The organism is Novacetimonas maltaceti (assembly GCF_002906255.1).
Classification (GTDB): Bacteria; Pseudomonadota; Alphaproteobacteria; order Acetobacterales; family Acetobacteraceae; genus Novacetimonas; species Novacetimonas maltaceti.
The window spans coordinates 1-18,106 of sequence record NZ_POTC01000014.1; the positions used below are offsets into that span (position 1 = coordinate 1).

Below are 18,106 nucleotides of genomic sequence, written 5' to 3' on the forward strand. Positions count from 1 at the left end.
CCCCCGTGCCAGCCACCGCCGCCGGGTCCGCCACGTCCCCCGCCGGGACCACCGCCGCCCGGTCCACCGCCGGGGCCACCACCACCGTGGCCGCCCCCGCCCGGACCATGCTGCGCATGCGCCACCGACACGGTCAGGACCGGCGCAACCGCCAGTGACATGGCCATCAACGCCATCGCACAGTATCTTGTCTGCTTCACCACGTTTCTCCTCCGCTGGCGCCCCATGCCATGAACCGCCACGATGTTCGCGCATGATCCGGGAACTTCACAAGATATAGTGCTGCATGGGACCTGCGTGAATGATGAGGGACATGTTCTAACATTTCGTGACATTTTGATGTCCCGAACCCTGATGTCCCCATCATGGCGGGGTTGCACGAATCACATTCATGCAACAGCCACAGGCCATGACCGCCCCAAAACATCATGAAAATCGCAAAGAAGTTTTTGGTGAAGCTTTTTCAAAAAGCTTCAGAAGAAGTCAGCCCCGAAACTGCCACGCCCCACCCTGACATACCGAAAGGTACAGACCCACATCACGTCACGACAGGAAAAGTGTACCATACGGTAATCCGTACAGGTTTCACCCCCACCCGTCACATCAGATGGGACAGACCCCACTGGCGCATTGCAGGTGTGTCCAGTCGATCACTTCCTGCACTTCCACATCATGGATCGTGGCCGTGATGGCTGCGAACTTCCCGGCGGAAACCTCCTCCTCCGGCAGGTATTCGTAGCCAAGTCCGGAATCGGGACGGCTGGGCAGCACGGCACAGCAGCGCACATGCGGTTGATGCGCCGCCACCATCGCACGGAATCCCTCAAGGTCATGACGGTCCGTATAGACCTTGAGCGTGTAGGACACCTGATTGCCCTGCGTGGCGCCGATCCAGTATTTCTCCAGCAGTTCCAGCCAGCGATACTGTTCCTCCGGCGTGGCCTCTGGCGCCGTGACCACCCGCTCCCCCATGCCCAGCCGCTGGATAAGCGGCACGGTGGGGAAGCCGACGATGCTCATGCCCGGAAAACTGCGCAGCGAGCGCACCGGATAGCCCTTGCGCGCGTATGTCGGCAGCAGCGGGTCGGTCCCGGCCTCCCACGTGCCATCCGCGCGCCGCACACCCTTGAACTGCACCCAGCGCAGATACTGCCGCCGTGCGGGCAGGTGCGCCCCTTCCGTCAGGCCGAACAGCTTCGATGTCGTGCCTGCCGGCTTGATGGTCGTCACCGTCACGGGCTGCGCCGTGCCGGTTTCACGGGCATAGGCATTGGCCTCGTCCTTCGCGATGGTCGAAAGCTCCCGCACCGCCGACCAGAACGGGGCGGAACGCGCCTCGTCCAGCAGGTCATGGAAATCGAGGCCAAAGCGCACCCACGCCCATTCATGCAGGCCCGTCGGACCAATCCCGATGCGGTTGGTGCGGCGCACTTCCTCCCCATACAGGGCGTCCATGCGATTGGCGCGCAGCAGGAAGCGCACGCCCAGCCTGACGGAATCGCGCACCCGTGCGTCCCACACATCCGCAACATCGTGCGGCACGTGTCCGGGCGTCACGTCCTCCGGCGGGACAGGACAGGCCAGCAGCGGCGCGAAATCGCCAATCACGCAATACCCGCCCGTCACATGCAGCGTAATTTCGCCGCACGGATTGGTCGTGACCGGAAAGTGCGCCTGCGCCGCGCGTCCGGCCAGATCCGCAAGCAGGGTCGCCGCCTCGGTCGCCTGATACCGCCGGGAGCGGAAATCCCGGCCATCTTCATGGATTTTCTTGAGCCGCGCACTGCCGGTCCGGCTGTCTTCCAGACGGTCGCCGTTGATGAATCCCGGCTCCCCATTGATCCAGGCGCAACGCGTCGCCTCCGCAAAGACCGCGCGGGCGTGCCCGGCCAGCGGGCCGACAGCCGCAGGACTGTTCACGAAATGCCAGAATTCGGCATCCACCATCACGGAATGGTTGGCCGTCCACAGGCCGCCTTCCTCCTTGGCGCGGATGAAACGCAGCACCTCGGCATCGCGCCATGACTTGGTGGCCATGCGCGCGGCCCGGCGGGCACCGCCGACCTGCACCTCGACCGACAGGTAATGGTCCACACGCAGCGCCTGCTCCCACAGGGGCATGCCCGTGTCACGCGCCGGCGCGATCACATGCGCGCGGATGTTGAGCAATCCGCGCAGCAGGGAAATGGGGCCGGATGCGGGTCGTCCCTGCATGCCCGCGATCGGGCTGCCCGCACAGCGGATGGCGCTGAGGTCAAGGACCAGCGCACGATCCGCGCTGCCACGGAACGCCATGGCCTCGATCATCTCGACGGCCTTGCCCCAGCCCTCGCGGCTGTCCTCGATCACGTGGACAACCGTGCCGGGCCGCCCCGCCCGCCCCGATGCGGCCACATCCGGCACGACGGAGGCCGCCAGAAACGCGCGGACCTGTGCCTCCATCCCCGTATCGAAGGTCTCGATCGTCGTGTCCCATGGCACGATCTGCATATCCAGCCCGAAGCGCAGCAGACCCGCGCGGTCATGCGGGTAATCCGGATGCGTGGGCGAGAGGACGAAACAGAGTTCCGGCGCCTGCGCCCAGTCCACGACGCACAGTTCATCATCATAGGCCCGCCCCACGCCGGAGCCATTGAGCAGCAGGTAGAATTTGGCAAACGAACAGATTGCGGTGGCACAGTTCGTGAACATTTCCATGTTCCGCGTGGATTGCGTGGCATCGCCATGCTGCAGGTGCCGGCCAGAGGTCAGCAACGCGCCGGTGGCGATGGCATTACGCAACTGCGCGGCTTCGTGCGCCCCCACGGCAGGCAGCAGCATCGTGTTGCCCCGTGCCACGCGATCCGCCACATGGCCGAAATCCCCATGATCATCGGGGCGGAACACGGTGCGGCGGCCCACCGCCTCCCCCATGCCCCGGTCAAGCGACCGGGCAGGCAGCGGCGACAGGCCGAATGCCCCTTCGAACGGTGTGCGCACGGATGCGCGCACGCCGCCAGACAGCGAAAAACCTCCGTCCATGCACCGGCTCCGTCGTTCAGGCGAACGAGGGCCATGCACAGGCACCGGTTCGCTCATATTGTGGACAGGGACGCATCATGGCACCAGATATGGTGTTGTGCACGGAGAAAATTCCGTCACGGGCCGTGCAGGACCGCTGCAGGGCAGGACTTCCCTTGCCCGACTCAGGGGACAGTTTTTTGTAACAGCGCGAGGCCACAGAGTCGCAAAAGACCCGCCTGCCGATGCTGTCCCCCGACAGGCACGACCGGTTGCCGGGCACCGGACATCCGGTTGCGATCCATCATCCTTCCGGCAATGGGGGAGAAGCACCTTCTCCCGGCATATGCAACAACTACACAGACGCCCTGTCCTCGTCTGCCAGCGTCTCTGACCCATCCCCGCGCATGCGGGGAACACCCTTCCACCTTGTCCTTGGGTGTATGGGCCAGCGGTTCATCCCCGCACATGCGGGGAACACATTTCCAGCGACTGGCGACGGGCGGCCGTGCCCGGTTCATCCCCGCGCATGCGGGGAACACCCCGGTTCGGTGATGGTGATCGTGAACTCGGCCGGTTCATCCCCGCGCATGCGGGGAACACCAGGCGTCCCGTTGCCCAACGGCAGTTCGTCTCGGTTCATCCCCGCGCATGCGGGGAACACATTGGCAAGGGGGACGGTGGTGCAGACGCTATCGGTTCATCCCCGCGCATGCGGGGAACACCTACGTCCGGTAGTGCGCGGCCGACAGCCCGCCGGTTCATCCCCGCGCATGCGGGGAACACTACCTTATTCCGGCCAACCGTCCAGAACGCGTCGGTTCATCCCCGCGCATGCGGGGAACACTTTGTGCCCTTGGTCAATAATAACCCTGCGTTCGGTTCATCCCCGCGCATGCGGGGAACACCTACAGGGGAGCGCCCTGATCTGGTCTCCACCCGGTTCATCCCCGCGCATGCGGGGAACACTCGATGTGATCGCGGATCAGGCGCGGGGGCGCCGGTTCATCCCCGCGCATGCGGGGAACACCGCCGCGAAGATGGCGATCTGCGCAATGGCCGCGGTTCATCCCCGCGCATGCGGGGAACACATCAATTCCAGCGGGTTGACGCCGGACAGTTCCGGTTCATCCCCGCGCATGCGGGGAACACGATCACAGCAGCAGTTGAAGTGGTCGCCTGATCGGTTCATCCCCGCGCATGCGGGGAACACGTATTCCCATTTACCCACGGATTGATGTTCACCGGTTCATCCCCGCGCATGCGGGGAACACTAACGGCTGAGGAAACCGTCCTGATAGCCATTCGGTTCATCCCCGCGCATGCGGGGAACACATCTGGGTGAAACCCTCGACCGCGCTCTGGCCCGGTTCATCCCCGCGCATGCGGGGAACACTACCGTGGTGGATCCGCTCATGTTCTGCGCTCCGGTTCATCCCCGCGCATGCGGGGAACACGTGGGCATACGACGCTAATCCAAAATCCCGGCCGGTTCATCCCCGCGCATGCGGGGAACACCGGATCATGACGGCGGCGGACATGGATGTTGGCGGTTCATCCCCGCGCATGCGGGGAACACGGATGCCGAGAGTCCGGTCATTCGGAACGCGGCGGTTCATCCCCGCGCATGCGGGGAACACCGCAGCGCAAAGCCACGGGCACGCATCTGGAGCGGTTCATCCCCGCGCATGCGGGGAACACGCGGCGAAGTCCGAAGCATCGGCTGATGACATCGGTTCATCCCCGCGCATGCGGGGAACACCCGGCGCGATGCGGCGCGGTCTGGGTCACTAGCGGTTCATCCCCGCGCATGCGGGGAACACGTTTCCACCACGTCATCGCAAACAGCGGATGCCGGTTCATCCCCGCGCATGCGGGGAACACGGGGTTAACCCCCCCCTTGTTATTTTCTTCATCGGTTCATCCCCGCGCATGCGGGGAACACGGCAGTTGCGCGACTGTGCGGCGCAATACATGCGGTTCATCCCCGCGCATGCGGGGAACACTCCTGAACCATAATTCCGGGAAAACCTTTCTCCGGTTCATCCCCGCGCATGCGGGGAACACGGGTATATCGAGGATCGTTTTAACCGGGGGCGCGGTTCATCCCCGCGCATGCGGGGAACACTCTTCGTGGAACCCATTGATTCCAAATGACTATTTTACTGTCAAAGAATCTACCAACCAGAACTGCTGTTTTTTTACCTCTTTCCCTGACGCGGGGAAAGGGGTCTTGCGGCCAGGCCGGGCTGCGCCGGAAGGGCTGCCTCCGGCCCGAAGGACACCAGACGCAGGCCATCAAGGTCCACGGGCACCCGCCGGTTCTTCCCGCAGGTATCGAATTCGAAGCCCGCGTCATTGGGGGCGGCCCATGCGATGACGGCATTCCCTTCGTCAATATAGGCGCAGACCTGCCCCCATATCATCTCGCGCACGCGGCGGGCATAGCTGCCGACATACACCCCGGCACGGACCTCCAGCAGCCATACCGCCAGACGCCCGCGCAGGCGCGGCGGGGCATTTTCAACCACGATGACCAGCATCACCCATCCCCTCGCGGTCCGTGAACGCAACCGGCACGGCTTCTTCCGGCGCGGGCGGGACCTCCAGCCCACCTGCCGCCAGAACATCCTCGATCATGGGAATCAGCCGCCCCAGGATCTTCGTCCTGCGGAACTGGTCGCGGCATCGGTGGCGCACGGTGCTGACCGGGTCCGTCACCACTTGCCCGTCAAGCGGCCGTCCCTGCTGCACCGCCGCCGCCACGCGGAAGGCCTCGGGCACCACAAGGTCGAATTTCACGATATCGGCGATATCGTAAACGAAGCTCTGCGGCTTTCCCGTATGAAGGAACCCGATCGCCGGGGCATAACCCGCCGCGAGGATCGCGGCCTCCGTAATCCCGTAAAGCGCCGCCGTCGCGGCAGAGAGGCAGCGATTGACCACATTGGCCGTCTCCCACTCATGCGGGTTGTAGCGGCGGCCATCCCACTGCGCACCGTGGGCATGGGCCAGCAGGCGATAGGTCTCACGCACGCGCGCGCCCTCGATCCCGCGCAACTGGTCCACGGAACGCCTTTCGGGCGCGTCCTCGCCAAAGCGCAGCGCATACATCCGGCGCACGACCTTCAGGCGGGCCGTCTCGTCAAGCGCCAGCCGCGCCTGAAACAGCAGCCGGTCGGCCCGCGCGCCACCCGGCTGGCCAGAGGCATACAGCCGCACGCCCGCCTCCCCCACCCAGATGAGCAGCGTGCCCGCCCGCGCCGCAAGCGCGACCGCCGCGTGGCTGACCCGCGTGCCGGGTTCAAGCATCAGGCAGGCCAGCCCGCCGATGGGGATATGCGTGCGCACCCCGCCCCTGTCCACAAGGACGAACGCACCATCCAGCACGTCCAACTGTCCCATCGACACGAACAGGATGGACGCACGCTCCTTCAGCGCAATGGGCCGCGGCGGCGGCAGGCCCGGCATGGGACGGGACATGCGCGCCCCCTTCAGCGTGCGCGGCGGATGAGCATGAGGCCACACCCGAATGCACGCGCCCGCCCGAACCCGCGCAGCAGGGCTGGCACGAACAGGGCCGGGTCACGCACGTCGAGTTCCCCTTCCACATCCACCACGCCAAAGCTTGCCTTTCCCTGCCCCTGCTGGCGCGGGATACGCAGCACGTCGCAGCCCCGGACAAGCAGTTCGCCAGCGTCGGGGCAGAACCCGGACCGCGCGCCCTGCCGGGCCAGCCATGCGGCCATCGCCCGGGGCACGACCTGCGCGCGCGCCGCCGCACGCTCCTTGCCCGGCGGCACGCGGCGCAGCGCATCCATCACGACATCATGGCGCTGGCTGCGGGGGCGTCCGGGCGTCATGCGGTCAACCGTCGCATTGGCGCGCAACAGGAAATGCAGGCGCTCCCCCGGGCTAAGCACCGGGGCGAACGGGCGGGTCTCGACCTCGAACAGGCCGTGCGTATCGACCGGCGCGCGGGCCGACAGCAGCATGTAATGCGCGGCCTCCGTCTGTCGCCACAGGAAATCGCGCCTGCGCTCCGGCGTGTCGGCAAACAGGACCCAGAGCAGTTGGTGCGCCGCCGCGTACTGGTGCCCTTCGCCCTGCGGCACCAGCAACCCGGCAATGGCCCGCACGCTGGCATCGCGCCGCAGCGTCACGCGCGAAAGGAAAGCCGTGCTCATCCCCGTGTTCCTTCCGTGCCGGCAAGGAGGGCTTCCTCACGCAGGCCGAACTGCCAGCATGTGCGCGACAGGGGCTGGTCGCGCTGCATTTCACGGCGCAGCACCCTGTGTCCCGCGCCATGTTCGGCCACGTCCGCCGCATCCAGCACGACAAGCGTTTCCGCGCGGCCACCATGTCCGGCGAACTGGTCGCGCAACAGGCCGTGGCGCATGCGGACCCGGCTTTCCGGCCCGGTTTCCTGCCGGGCCAGAAGAACCGCCATCGCACTGTCCCCTTCCACCACCTGCGGCGCCAGGGGCAGTCCCGGCGGGCAGGATTTCCGCCCCAGCGAGGGCGTGAAAACCGGCGCCTCCATCGCCTGGCGCAGGGCATCCAGCCCCCAGCGGGGCGTGGCATGGCGTGCCCAGACCGCGCCCAGATGCCAGCTTCCCATCCGGTAATCCCGGCGGGAGAGGATCGTCGCAAGGTCCCCCTCCCCGGCCAGTTCCCGCGCACGGGTCTCAGGCCGCCAGTTCCGGCGCGACGGCGCGCTCTGGGTGGTATGGTAATCCGTCATCAGCCGTCCGGGCGCGTGGCACAGGACCGCGATCCCGTATCCGGTGGCAAGGGCGTCCTGCGCATCCGCGTCGTCGCGCGTAATCCCCAGACACGCCCCCATCAGTCCCACGATGGCCGACCGCGCGGGACGGTCCCCGCCGCCACGCCGTTCCCCCACCGCAAGCGTGCCGAACGAGGCCATCGGCCCCACCATGGCAAATGTCAGGAACTGCCGCATTCCCGTCAGGCCCGGCAGAACGCGACGATATCGGCCATCGTGGCGCTGCCTGCATCCTCCAGCGACAGTTCGCATTCCTCATCCACGCCCGGACCGTAAACGCGCGCCAGTTCCGCCCGGAACGCCTTCAGCGCGCGGATGGACTGTCCCATGAGGTCGAAGCCCCCGGCACCATGTTCCGCGACGGGACGGGCAAACGCGCCCGCCAGCGTGCGGGGCTGCGCATCGCCCTTTTCCGCCAGCACGTAGCCGGCCCGGGCAAGGGCTGCGAAACTGTTCTGCTTGCCGGAAGGCGAGACCGTCATCGCGGCCTCCGCCAAGGCGCCGAGGGCCGCCTGCGCCACGGCCATTTCGCTCTCGCCGCCAAGGTTTTTCATCAGCAGGTCGCGATTGACGCACAGGTAGAGGTAGAAAACCCCCGACCCGAACCCGGCTTCCCCCACGAAGCCCGCGCCCGCATCTTCCCCATCGGCCTTCAGGTCGTCGATCGCGGTGTAGTAGTCATCCTCGACCGTGACACGATGGGTGGTGATGGCATGCGCCACCTGCACCGCCGCCTCCCGGTTGAAGGAAGGCGCGCTGGCCAGCATGCGGCCGAACAGGGCGATATCCGCCGCCGAATCCGCACGGTGCAGAAGGGTGCCATATTCCTTCTTCGGGTCCACCTTCTCACCCGCCGCCAGGCGGTCGGCCATCGCCAGCGCCATTTCGCGTTCGGCGGGGGAAATGAAGACAAGCTGCTCGGTGCGCGTGGGATGTTCGTCCTTCTCCCCCTTCACCTTGCCATAGACGCCCGCAATATCCCGCGCGATGGCAACGGCCTTTTTTTCCGCCACCCCGGCGGCGTGGAGGTGTTGCAGCACTTCCTCGCCCAGACGCTGGGTGCGCTTGCCCATATGCCCCTCAAGGGCGGCGTCAAAGATGTCGGACGTGCGCCAGGCACGCTTGAGCGCCTGCGAGGAAATACGCAGGCGTGTCACCCCGCCCACCGTCGCGGTCTTGGGGTTGCCGGCATCGTCACGATTGACGTTCGCGGGGGGATAGAAGGTCAGGAGATGAAGCTGGAGAAAACGACGCATTTTGTGAATATCCTTAATTGAAATAGAAGTTTTTACTGTTCCTGATACGACCTTCCGGCATCCCAGTACTGGCGCATCCATTCACGCCGGATGCGTTCCTCCCCACCATCGCCATATGCGCCCTCGCGCGGCCACATCATGAGGGCGCGGGCAAGGTCCTTCACGCTGACCTCCCGCCCCGCCAGCGCCACGAGCCGGCGGAACGCGCGCAGGCATTCGTCATAGGTCGCGGCGTCCATCAGGCGGCGGAAGCGCAGCGGCTTGCACGCGGCCGTTGCGCGGTCCTTCAGGTCGACAGGGCCGACCTGGCGCGCGATCAGGATGTCCGGCCGGTCGCGGCGCACATGTGCACAGACCGCCGCCACCAGGGCCAGGCGGGCAATCTTCGCGTCATCCCGTGCGCCGCACCTGTGCACGAGCACCTGCGTTTCCGGCACGAACAGGGCATCCATCACGCTGGAACAGCGCCGCAGCATCGCAAGTGCCGCGCGATCGCCGGGCTGGTTCTTCTCCGGCACGGGTTGCAGCCCGTGCCACCATCCCACGACCTGCTGCAGGGTTGTCTCCTTGTCGTCCGACATCAGGCGTCCTTTCCTGCCGTTTTGCGTTTCTTTTGTGGTGGGGCGGGAATATCGAGTTCCGTCATGAGCTTCCTGCCCTCCGTGCTCGTGCCCGCCAGTGCCGCCGCCAACCGCCTGCGCGCCAGCGTGGAACGCTGGGCCTGCCCGATGTCCATATCCGGCTCAAACGTGACCATTGCGTCGAATTCGTCCATGGCCACCCGCGCAAGCCGGTGCAGCCATCGCCGCCGCAGGTCCGCTTCGGTGTCATCCCCGCATCCCGCCTGATGCAGCAGGGCGAAGAATGCGTCGTGCGTGCCCGTCCAGAACCGTTCGCGCACATCGGACAGCAGCGTGGCGTCGATGGGCACGTCGCTTTTGCCGAACAGGGCATCTCGCACGCTGCCGCGCAGGATGTCGGCCACCATCTTCGCGCCCGCCACACACTGGCGCGCCAGTTCGTCCAGCACTTCCTGCCGGTCTTCATCCTGCGTGCCGGGAAGCGGCATTTCGCTTTCCACGAAGCTGCGCGCCTTCATGTTGTCCATGTCAAAACCGGCGGCCAGCAGGCGGGGATCTTCCGAAAGCCCCGCATCACGCGCGCGTTCGTTGCGCCAGACGGCCACGCAGCTTGCCGGCAGGCGGTTGGCGTCCGCGCTGTCCACCACCACCCCCGCCCAGTGGCGGTAGCCCACGCCCCCCGGTTGCGGATGCACGGCAAGCCATTCCGCCCCGGCCTTCTGCCGGTAGCGTGGCGTCAGGGGATGCACGGTCCCGCCCGCGCCATAAGGCATGCCGACCCAGCCCGCATATTTCGGGCCATAGGGACGCTGCCGCCAGCCACGGACCAGCACCGTATCGGCCATTCCGGTCAGGTCGCAGACACCGTCAGGGGTATTTTCAAAATCCAGCCGGATGCGCCGGGGCATTCCCCACCAGCATTGCTGCGGGGACGCATTGACATTCATCCGCACCTCCACCCCGCCTTTTCCGGAAGCATGCGTGGCGGCCAGCCATGGGAAGGTCGTTTCCATGTCTTCGTCCCTGACCGCGACGCCACACGGGACATTGGCCCATACGACATCCCACAGGCTGCCCCCGTCCGAAGGCAGCACCAGCGTCATCAGCGGACCACCACCACGCAGGCCCGTCATGTTGCCGGCCCCGCCGCTTGGCGCCCATGACTGCAATGTAAACAGGGCCATGGCCGCCGCCGGACGCCCCAGTGCCGTCACCTGCCCACGGTGCACGAAAAGGTCCGCATTGCGCTTTATGGTGCTTTCGCCCGGTGCCTCGATCAGCAGGCGTTCGACCGGTTCAGGCCCGCTGTCGAGCTCTGCATGGTCCTGCAGGAAACGCGGCCCCGGCCCGTCAAGGCAGAACGCATGGGCAATGCGGGCGAATGCCGCGTCCAACTCCCCGACGGCAGGCGGCCTGCGCCATGCCGCGACCCATGCCCGTTGGTCCACGGGGGGGCATGCCGTCGCCAGAAGCCCGATCAGGAATTCGTAAAAGGCATTACGGAAATCCGCCCTCGGCCACATCACCTCGACCACCGGATCGTCCTTTACCCTTTCCACGATCTGGGCCGGACGGATCATATCGCGCGCGCCAGACCGGCGTCGGACCGGTATCCACGCATCAGAAACAAGGTTCACGACACAAATCCTCACTACTGAAATGAAAATTATTTTGGTTATTTTTTCATGACATGTGAAATACGAATGTCATTCATTCCATTAATTCTGCAAAAATGAATGATATACGTTTTATATTCACGAAAACGGAATCATTTACCCTTCCATTAACTTGGATTCCGGAATCGCAGAATATCCCTGTCCTCTGACGTGCTCCATTTTGTGATAACAGTCAACATCCGCTCAAAAATTTTTCCTAAATGGTACAAGACATATATTTTTGGTGCAGCACTCCCTTCCCTGCCGCAGACTGATACGCCCCCACCTCCCTGACAGGAAAAAAGGCCAGCAGACCGATCGACATGGCCAAGCATATCGGCTGTGCCCCATCCCTGTCGGGAGACACTCAGGGGCAACACGTAGCATGTGCGGATTCCACCCCTGCGCCCCGCCCGAAGGCCGCCCTGCCCCTCAGCCTTCAGGCAGGTTCATGCGCCTGCGCAATCCCGTTCCCGAGGTAAAGGCCGGCAACATGCCGCGTGCGTGCATGTGGGGAATGACGAGGTCTATGAACCGGTCCAGTTCCAGCGGAAGCAGGGGCGGACAGATATTGAAGCCATCGCATGCGCCGGCCTCCATCCATGCCTGCATTTCATCGACCAGTCCTTGCGCACTGGAAATGCTGACGCGCGCGCCAAACCCTGCGGCGATGACGCCATAGAGTTCGCGGATGGTCAGGTTTTTCTCCCGCGCCAGTTTCAGCAGGTTATTGGCAATACTGCGCACGCGCGCATCCGTCGGTTCCGGGACCGGACCGTCAAGCGGAAAGGCCGAAAGATCCCCCATCTGCGCATAGAGGTAGGACAGCCCGAGTTCGGGAGGGATCAGGCTGTTGTAAGTCTCATAGAGTTTCCGGGCATCGTCATGGGTCTGCCCGACATAGGGGGTGATCCCCGTCAGGACCTTGATGCTGTCGGGATCGCGCCCATGCCTGCGTGCCATGTCCCGCAGGGTCTGGCGATACTGGACGGCGGTTTCAATATCATGCGGCACGGCATAGACGATGTCCGCATGGCGCGCGGCGATTTCCATGCCGGCCTGTGACGCGCCGGCCTGCACCAGCAGCGGCCGCGTGGCGGGCGTAACCGGGATGTCCAGCGGACCGCTGACGGAAAAATGCGCGCCCTTGTGGTTGATGGCATGGATTTTCGCAGGATCCTGGAAGATCGCATCCCGCTTGTCCCACTTCAGGGCATCGACGTCCCACGAATCCCATAACTTCGTGACAACATCGACAAACTCCCTGGCCCGCCCATACCGGGTTTCATAATCGGGATGCTGTTCCATGCCGAAATTCCGGGCCTCGGCATCCGACCATGACGTTACGATGTTCCATCCGGCCCGTCCCCCGCTGATCCGCCCAAGGGAGGCATATTTGCGCGCGATGTGATAGGGTTCGTTATAGGTCGTCGATGCCGTGGCCACCAGGCCGATATCCGTGGTGACGGAGGATAGCGCCGACAGCAGGGTCAGGGGTTCAAGGTCGGCCAGTTGCGAGGACTGTGCCAGGGCGCCATGCGGATGGTCCTGCGCCCGGATGGCCACGCCATCCGCCAGGAAGACCATGGCAAACCCCGCCTTTTCGGCCCTGGTTGCAACATTGCGGTAATGGTCGAACGAAATGCTGCCCGAGGGATCAGCCTGCGGATGCCGCCACCCTGCCGCATGATAGCCAAGGTAGCGCATGGAAAGGCCAAGGATGACCGGTTTGTCCATCATTTTTCCCCTGCATGAGAAAGGTTCAGTACCCACGTTCCGGCAGGTAAAGCAGCTTTAGCGGATGCCCCTTCATGACGGATGCGATGACATCCGCCGTATAGCGCGCCCGCGCCGCGCGGGAGGCCTCCGCCGCGACATGGGATGTGACGATCACGCGGGGATGCGCCCATAATGGGGAAGTCACCGGCAGGGGTTCGACGGCAAAGACATCCATGACCGCGCCGGACAGGATGCCCCGGTCCAAGCAGGACAGCACGTCTTCCTCCACAACCTGCGTGCCACGCCCGACACTGATCAGTCCCGCAGGCGCGCGCAGGCATGACAGCAGGTCGCGGTTGATCATCCCGCGCGTTTCATCGGTCGCGGGCAGCAGCGAAACAAGGATGTCTGTCCGGGCGAGGAATTCCTGCCGCTGCCCCGCGCCATGGAAACACTCCACGCCCGCGACGTCCTTCGGGCCGCGCGACCATCCCCGCACGGCAAATCCCGCCTGCGCAAGGCGCCGCGCGACATGCGTGCCCAGGTTTCCCAACCCCATCACCCCGACACATGTCTGCGTGCTGGTGCGCGCGGACTGGCCATCATTGTGCCATTCATGCCGCTGCTGGCGCAAAAACCATTCCCGCGTGGGACGCAGCAGGGAAAATGCCGCCCACGTCACGTAATCGCCCATCTGTACCGTGGCGTCATCCGTTCCCATGCGCACCAGCGGCACATGTCGCGGCCACGAGGGATCAGCGGTGATGTGGTCCACCCCTGCCCCCGAACTGATGATCGCCCTGAGGTTCGTCATCTGCGCAAGGCGGCCCGGATCAGGTTCCCAGACAAGGGCGAAATCCACCTCCTGCGGATGTATATCGGGATCGTTCCATCCCGCCACACGCAGGTCAGGCGCATATTGCGCAAACAGGGACTTCCATTCCTGCATGGCGTCCGCGGAACCGGACTTGATGATCAGACATGTCATTTCTTGCACTCGGGTTCGGGCCGGGCCATGAACTTCCGGCTCAGGTAGACACAGAAAATACTGGGCACCGCAATGAGCGCCAGGTAGAGGCCCGGCATGATGTTGCTGTGGAACCTGTCAATCAGTATTGTCACGATCATCGGCGTGAACCCGCCAAATACAAGCTGCCCAAGCGCATAACTGACCGCGATGCCGCTCGACCTGTTCCTTGACTGGAACATTTCGGAAAACAGCGCCGGAACATTTGCGTAATACCCGCAATATATGATGATCGACAGGACGGACTGCACGATGATGCCTGTCATGACCGACGGGTAATGCACAAGCAGCATGAACAGGGGCACGGCAAGTCCCCCTCCCGCGGCGGCGCAGGCCATCATCAGTCGCCGCCTGTCCACCAGGTCCCCGAGCAGGGCGCACAGGGGCGGGAAAATGATTGTCAGGAGACTGGAGACGATCGTGCCGACCATCGCCTGTGACGCATTCATATGCAGCAGCGTCATCTCCAGCGTCGGCATGTAGACATTGATATAGGACCCGGCCGCCCCCAGTCCCATCAGCACGGCCGCCGTCACGACTTTGCGCTTTTCCGTGAACATGATCTCACGCAGCGGAAGATGACTTTCATGCCTGACGAATTCCGGGGATTCATCCGCACGCAGGCGCAGCCATGTAATGGCCGGTCCAAGCGCCATGCCCAGCAGGAACGGCAACCGCCACGCCCATGCCTGGATCTGCGCATCGGAATAGACCTGGTGCAGGAGCCATGCGAGGAACGAAGCCAGCGTGATGGAAATGCCCGATGCGGACCATTGCAGGCTTGAATACAGCCCGCGCCGTGCGGGATTGCGTTCCGACAGCATGGCTGCGGCGGTGCCGAATTCGCCACCGGCGGCAAACCCCTGCGTCAGGCGCGACAGCACGATCCCCACGGACGCCACCGGCCCCAGCGTGGCATAGGATGGCATCAGGGCCAGCAGGGCCGTGCCCAGCGTCATCAGCATTGTCGAAAGCACGAGGCCACGCCTGCGTCCGTTGCGATCCGCATAGGACCCCAGCCACGCGGCACCAAGCGGCCGCGCCACCATGGCAATCCCGAAGCTGCCGAAACTGGCGATCAGCGACAGGGATGAATGGCGATCGGCAACGGGAAAGAAAAGGTGGGAGAACGTGACGGCAAACAGGCCATATAGCATCAGGTCGTACCACTCCAGCGCGGAACCCAGCGCGGTCGCCGTGATGGCCAGCCATGACGGCTGCGTCCTGACAGTTGGCAAGATACCGTTCTCCATCACATTCTCCATATTGGTCTGCCCCTTCCCGCGCTGCCCCTTGTCACATGGCCGGCCACATCCCTCAGAAACCGGTCGAGACGGAGACCATTCCCGAAAAACGTCCGCCCGTGATGTAGGTGGGTGATGCCCCGGCAATCTGTGTCGTGCCATTCATGGCCGTCGTCGCCTTGGCGTTCGAGGTCAGCCCCCATGCGCCAGAGAGGTATTTTTCGTTCCCCATGTTGATGAGGTTCAGCTGGATCTGGGGACGCTTGAGAAAAGCGATATCGCGGAAACGGTATCCCAGCCCGAGATTGGCGGTTTCATAGGACGGGATCTTCTGGTCATTCATGAAGGTCGAATATTCGGACCCGATGTAGTTGAACGAGAAATTGCCAAATACCGCGCCATCATCATACGACAGCCCGATCGAGCCCGAGAATTTGGGGCTGAGGACAGCCGTCTTTCCCTTGGTGGGCAGGTAGGTGCCGCTGACCGGCAGGTTGCTGTCGATGGTCGCATGCAGGAACTGCCCCGACAGGTAGGGGGCGAAATGATGCCACCGTGGCAGGCTGATTTCCCCGCTGATCCCCCGCGTGGTCTGCCCTCCCGCGCTGATGGAGGACGTAATGGTCGTCCCCCCGACAAGCGAGTTGCTGGTAATCTGGCGGTTCGTGAAGTTGTAGTTGAACAGGGCAAGCGAGAGATTGAAGTATTTCCCGTAATGCCGGTAGCCGAGTTCCTCGGCGATCGAGAATTCCGGCTTGATCGCACCCAGCGTATGCTGGCTCGTCATCTTGCCGGTGGTCGTGTTGAACATGTCGATCGACGGGGTGACGGCGGCGGCCTCGCGGAAGGCCGTCGTTGCATTGAAATAGACCTGGTCGCGCGGGTTGATCTGGAAGCTGATCGCCGCACGGGGCAGCGGTTCCGCATCACTGAACCCGGTCTGGTACTGGGCGCCGGGGATCTGGTTGGTGGCGGTGCGTGTCAGCATGACTTCCTTGAACCCTGCCGAGACTTTCAGCCGATCATGCAGGAAGGAATAGGTATCGGCAATCGTCAGCGCATTGGTCTGCTGGATCACATGGGCGTTCCATTGCAGCAACCGCTGCCCGTTCTGCGTCAGGACAGGATCCGCGCCCCATTTGTTGGTCACGTTCCCCGCCGCGTCCGGAATTGTATAGGAGGGATCTTCGGTATAGTTGACGTAGGAATACCAGTACCCGACCTGCAGGTCGTTATGCCCGGCCTTCCAGTCCAGTCCGGTATTCAGGCCGAAGGTGGATTCCGTGAAATGGTCGACGGATTCCGCAACCGTGCTGGCGGGCGTGCCGGCGGGAAACTGCAACGTGCCGGCGGATTCCGTTCCCAGGTGCTCTCCCGTCTGGGTCAGCGTGGAGCCGCCATTGAGCACCCCGTCCACGTCGAAGATATAGGGCGTCGCCGTCAGGGTCAGGTTGTGGCCCAGGTTGAATTTCATGTTCACGCCAGCACGCGCATGCCGCCATTCGTACTGGTGGAACTTGTAATAATTGGTATTTTTCCCGGTATATGTCCGGCTGTAATTGTAATCCCACTTCATGGTGTTCCACTGTTCCATGGTGGGATAGGTATAAAGGTCTTCGGCCACATCATTATAGGACATGAAGGCGGAAATATGGTTCCCCTCCCCCCAGTCCTTGGCGGCCTTGAAATCCAGGTGCCACCGGTTGAGGCCGCCGGGACCGCGCCAGTTGGTGGCCGTGGTATCGGAAAACGAGACATAGGAGCGCACGCCGCTGTGCCCGATCTCACCCGTGTCGAAACGGGCGAATTCACGCTTGAGGTCATTGCCGCCATAAGTCAGGTCGAGATACCCGCCCATCCGCCGCGCGGGATCGCGCAGTTTCGCACTGATCAGTCCCCCCACCGCGCTGTAGGTCGGGGCCATGATGTCGGGGGAACCGGGGGTGACCGTGATGGAGGCCAGGTTTTCCGTATCCGCCCATCCAGATGACGTGGGATTGTAATACAGCACGTCGGAGGGATTCATGCCCTCCAGTTCATACCCCAGCTCGTTCTGGTTCATCCCGCGGATTGAAACGCTCATCCGGTCGGTGGCCCCGGTCGGGTCGGCGGTGGCGACAATGACGCCGGGTGTATTGCGCACAAGGTTGAGGGCGTTGGTCGTGGGCGACTGCGAAGCGATATAGTCACGCGTCACGCCACTTTTCGAGAACGGGTCGCTCTGCCGTGGCATCAACCCGCCACCCGGCGTCGTCCCGGTCACGCCGTTTGGCGTTACCCGCCTGACGACATTTATTTTTTCCGGCGCGGCCTGATGCGCCTGCACGCCTGCCTGCCCTTCCGTCCGGTGCGGTGTACCGTTCGGTTCATGCGCCGATGCCGTGACACGCGAAGGGCGCGCCTGCTGCCGTGTCGTGGCGGGCGCGCCCTGCGCGAAAGCTGCGCACATGCCCTGCCCGTTCACCAGGACAGCCGCACCGAGAAATAGAAGATGCCTGTGATTCACAGAAAGACGATGCACGTAACTCTCCTGCGGCAAGAAGTTATGGCGTTTTTCCGGTCATCCACCCACGCTGCGGAAGCAGTCAGCGCGGCACCGGCAAGCTCGTTCAGTATACGCGAAATCCGTTTCCCAGCCCTGTCGGGGCCGAAGTGACATTTGGATGCTAATTCAAAACAAACTTTAATGTCGAGGAGATTCTCAACGGAAAATGGCGGATATGGGCGTAATTACACGCGTTATTCAATTAATCCGTTATAAAGAAATGGAAAAACATCCTACATTCCGCAACCACGGGATTTCCGCTCGGTATACAACGAATCGTTTCGAAATGCGTC

At 63.6% G+C, this 18,106-nt stretch carries 13 protein-coding genes and 1 CRISPR repeat array; all 13 genes read right to left on the bottom strand.

Annotated elements, in window-relative coordinates:
• Window positions 1–200: hypothetical protein (locus KMAL_RS16900; protein WP_180999761.1), on the bottom strand; the 200-nt coding region annotated here is incomplete at its 3' end.
• A gap of 403 nt (window positions 201–603) precedes the next feature.
• A complete protein-coding gene (locus KMAL_RS07005) occupies window positions 604–3,021 on the bottom strand; it encodes a recombinase (protein WP_110095036.1) in 2,418 nt (805 codons plus the stop codon).
• Between the two features lie 370 nt (window positions 3,022–3,391).
• Window positions 3,392–5,128: a CRISPR direct-repeat array (repeat unit 29 nt; unit sequence CGGTTCATCCCCGCGCATGCGGGGAACAC).
• A 73-nt stretch (window positions 5,129–5,201) separates the two neighbouring features.
• Window positions 5,202–5,543, bottom strand: a complete 342-nt coding sequence (cas2e, locus tag KMAL_RS07010; protein WP_110095037.1) for a type I-E CRISPR-associated endoribonuclease Cas2e — start codon at window positions 5,541–5,543, stop codon at window positions 5,202–5,204.
• The gene (gene cas1e / locus KMAL_RS07015) at window positions 5,524–6,483 is read right to left on the bottom strand and encodes a type I-E CRISPR-associated endonuclease Cas1e (protein ID WP_110095038.1); all 960 of its coding nucleotides are present in this window, start codon (window positions 6,481–6,483) and stop codon (window positions 5,524–5,526) included. The genes cas2e and cas1e overlap by 20 nt, the downstream gene beginning before the upstream one ends.
• 11 nt (window positions 6,484–6,494) lie before the next feature.
• Window positions 6,495–7,187: a type I-E CRISPR-associated protein Cas6/Cse3/CasE gene (cas6e, locus tag KMAL_RS07020; protein WP_110095039.1), complete on the bottom strand. Its 693-nt coding sequence runs from the start codon at window positions 7,185–7,187 to the stop codon at window positions 6,495–6,497.
• On the bottom strand, window positions 7,184–7,963 hold the full coding sequence (gene cas5e / locus KMAL_RS07025) for a type I-E CRISPR-associated protein Cas5/CasD (RefSeq protein ID WP_110095040.1): 780 nt from the start codon (window positions 7,961–7,963) through the stop codon (window positions 7,184–7,186). The genes cas6e and cas5e overlap by 4 nt, the downstream gene beginning before the upstream one ends.
• 5 nt (window positions 7,964–7,968) lie before the next feature.
• Window positions 7,969–9,042 carry a type I-E CRISPR-associated protein Cas7/Cse4/CasC gene (gene cas7e / locus KMAL_RS07030; protein ID WP_110095041.1) on the bottom strand — a complete coding sequence of 358 codons (1,074 nt, stop codon included), beginning with the start codon at window positions 9,040–9,042 and terminating at the stop codon, window positions 7,969–7,971.
• 32 nt (window positions 9,043–9,074) lie between these two features.
• On the bottom strand, window positions 9,075–9,623 hold the full coding sequence (casB, locus tag KMAL_RS07035) for a type I-E CRISPR-associated protein Cse2/CasB (RefSeq protein WP_239020005.1): 549 nt from the start codon (window positions 9,621–9,623) through the stop codon (window positions 9,075–9,077).
• Window positions 9,623–11,260 carry a type I-E CRISPR-associated protein Cse1/CasA gene (gene casA, locus KMAL_RS07040; protein ID WP_110095043.1) on the bottom strand — a complete coding sequence of 546 codons (1,638 nt, stop codon included), beginning with the start codon at window positions 11,258–11,260 and terminating at the stop codon, window positions 9,623–9,625. Before casA ends, casB begins: the two co-directional genes overlap by 1 nt.
• A gap of 450 nt (window positions 11,261–11,710) precedes the next feature.
• A complete protein-coding gene (locus KMAL_RS07045) occupies window positions 11,711–13,018 on the bottom strand; it encodes an LLM class flavin-dependent oxidoreductase (RefSeq protein WP_110095044.1) in 1,308 nt (435 codons plus the stop codon).
• A 22-nt stretch (window positions 13,019–13,040) separates the two neighbouring features.
• Window positions 13,041–13,985 carry a 2-hydroxyacid dehydrogenase gene (locus tag KMAL_RS07050; protein ID WP_110095045.1) on the bottom strand — a complete coding sequence of 315 codons (945 nt, stop codon included), beginning with the start codon at window positions 13,983–13,985 and terminating at the stop codon, window positions 13,041–13,043.
• On the bottom strand, window positions 13,982–15,277 hold the full coding sequence (locus tag KMAL_RS07055; RefSeq protein WP_110095081.1) for an MFS transporter: 1,296 nt from the start codon (window positions 15,275–15,277) through the stop codon (window positions 13,982–13,984). Before KMAL_RS07055 ends, KMAL_RS07050 begins: the two co-directional genes overlap by 4 nt.
• A gap of 64 nt (window positions 15,278–15,341) precedes the next feature.
• Window positions 15,342–17,717 carry a TonB-dependent receptor gene (locus KMAL_RS07060; protein WP_110095082.1) on the bottom strand — a complete coding sequence of 792 codons (2,376 nt, stop codon included), beginning with the start codon at window positions 17,715–17,717 and terminating at the stop codon, window positions 15,342–15,344.
• Between the last annotated feature and the right edge of the window lie 389 nt (window positions 17,718–18,106).

Coding starts and splice junctions, on each gene's coding strand:
- KMAL_RS07005 (WP_110095036.1), bottom strand. CDS start 3,021: ATGGACGGAGGTTTTTCGCTGTCTGGCGGCGTGCGCGCATCCGTGCGC.
- KMAL_RS07060 (WP_110095082.1), bottom strand. CDS start 17,717: ATGTGCGCAGCTTTCGCGCAGGGCGCGCCCGCCACGACACGGCAGCAG.
- cas2e (WP_110095037.1), bottom strand. CDS start 5,543: ATGCTGGTCATCGTGGTTGAAAATGCCCCGCCGCGCCTGCGCGGGCGT.
- cas5e (WP_110095040.1), bottom strand. CDS start 7,963: ATGCGGCAGTTCCTGACATTTGCCATGGTGGGGCCGATGGCCTCGTTC.
- casB (WP_239020005.1), bottom strand. CDS start 9,623: ATGTCGGACGACAAGGAGACAACCCTGCAGCAGGTCGTGGGATGGTGG.
- KMAL_RS07055 (WP_110095081.1), bottom strand. CDS start 15,277: ATGGAGAACGGTATCTTGCCAACTGTCAGGACGCAGCCGTCATGGCTG.
- cas1e (WP_110095038.1), bottom strand. CDS start 6,483: ATGTCCCGTCCCATGCCGGGCCTGCCGCCGCCGCGGCCCATTGCGCTG.
- cas7e (WP_110095041.1), bottom strand. CDS start 9,042: ATGCGTCGTTTTCTCCAGCTTCATCTCCTGACCTTCTATCCCCCCGCG.
- KMAL_RS07045 (WP_110095044.1), bottom strand. CDS start 13,018: ATGATGGACAAACCGGTCATCCTTGGCCTTTCCATGCGCTACCTTGGC.
- KMAL_RS07050 (WP_110095045.1), bottom strand. CDS start 13,985: ATGACATGTCTGATCATCAAGTCCGGTTCCGCGGACGCCATGCAGGAA.
- cas6e (WP_110095039.1), bottom strand. CDS start 7,187: ATGAGCACGGCTTTCCTTTCGCGCGTGACGCTGCGGCGCGATGCCAGC.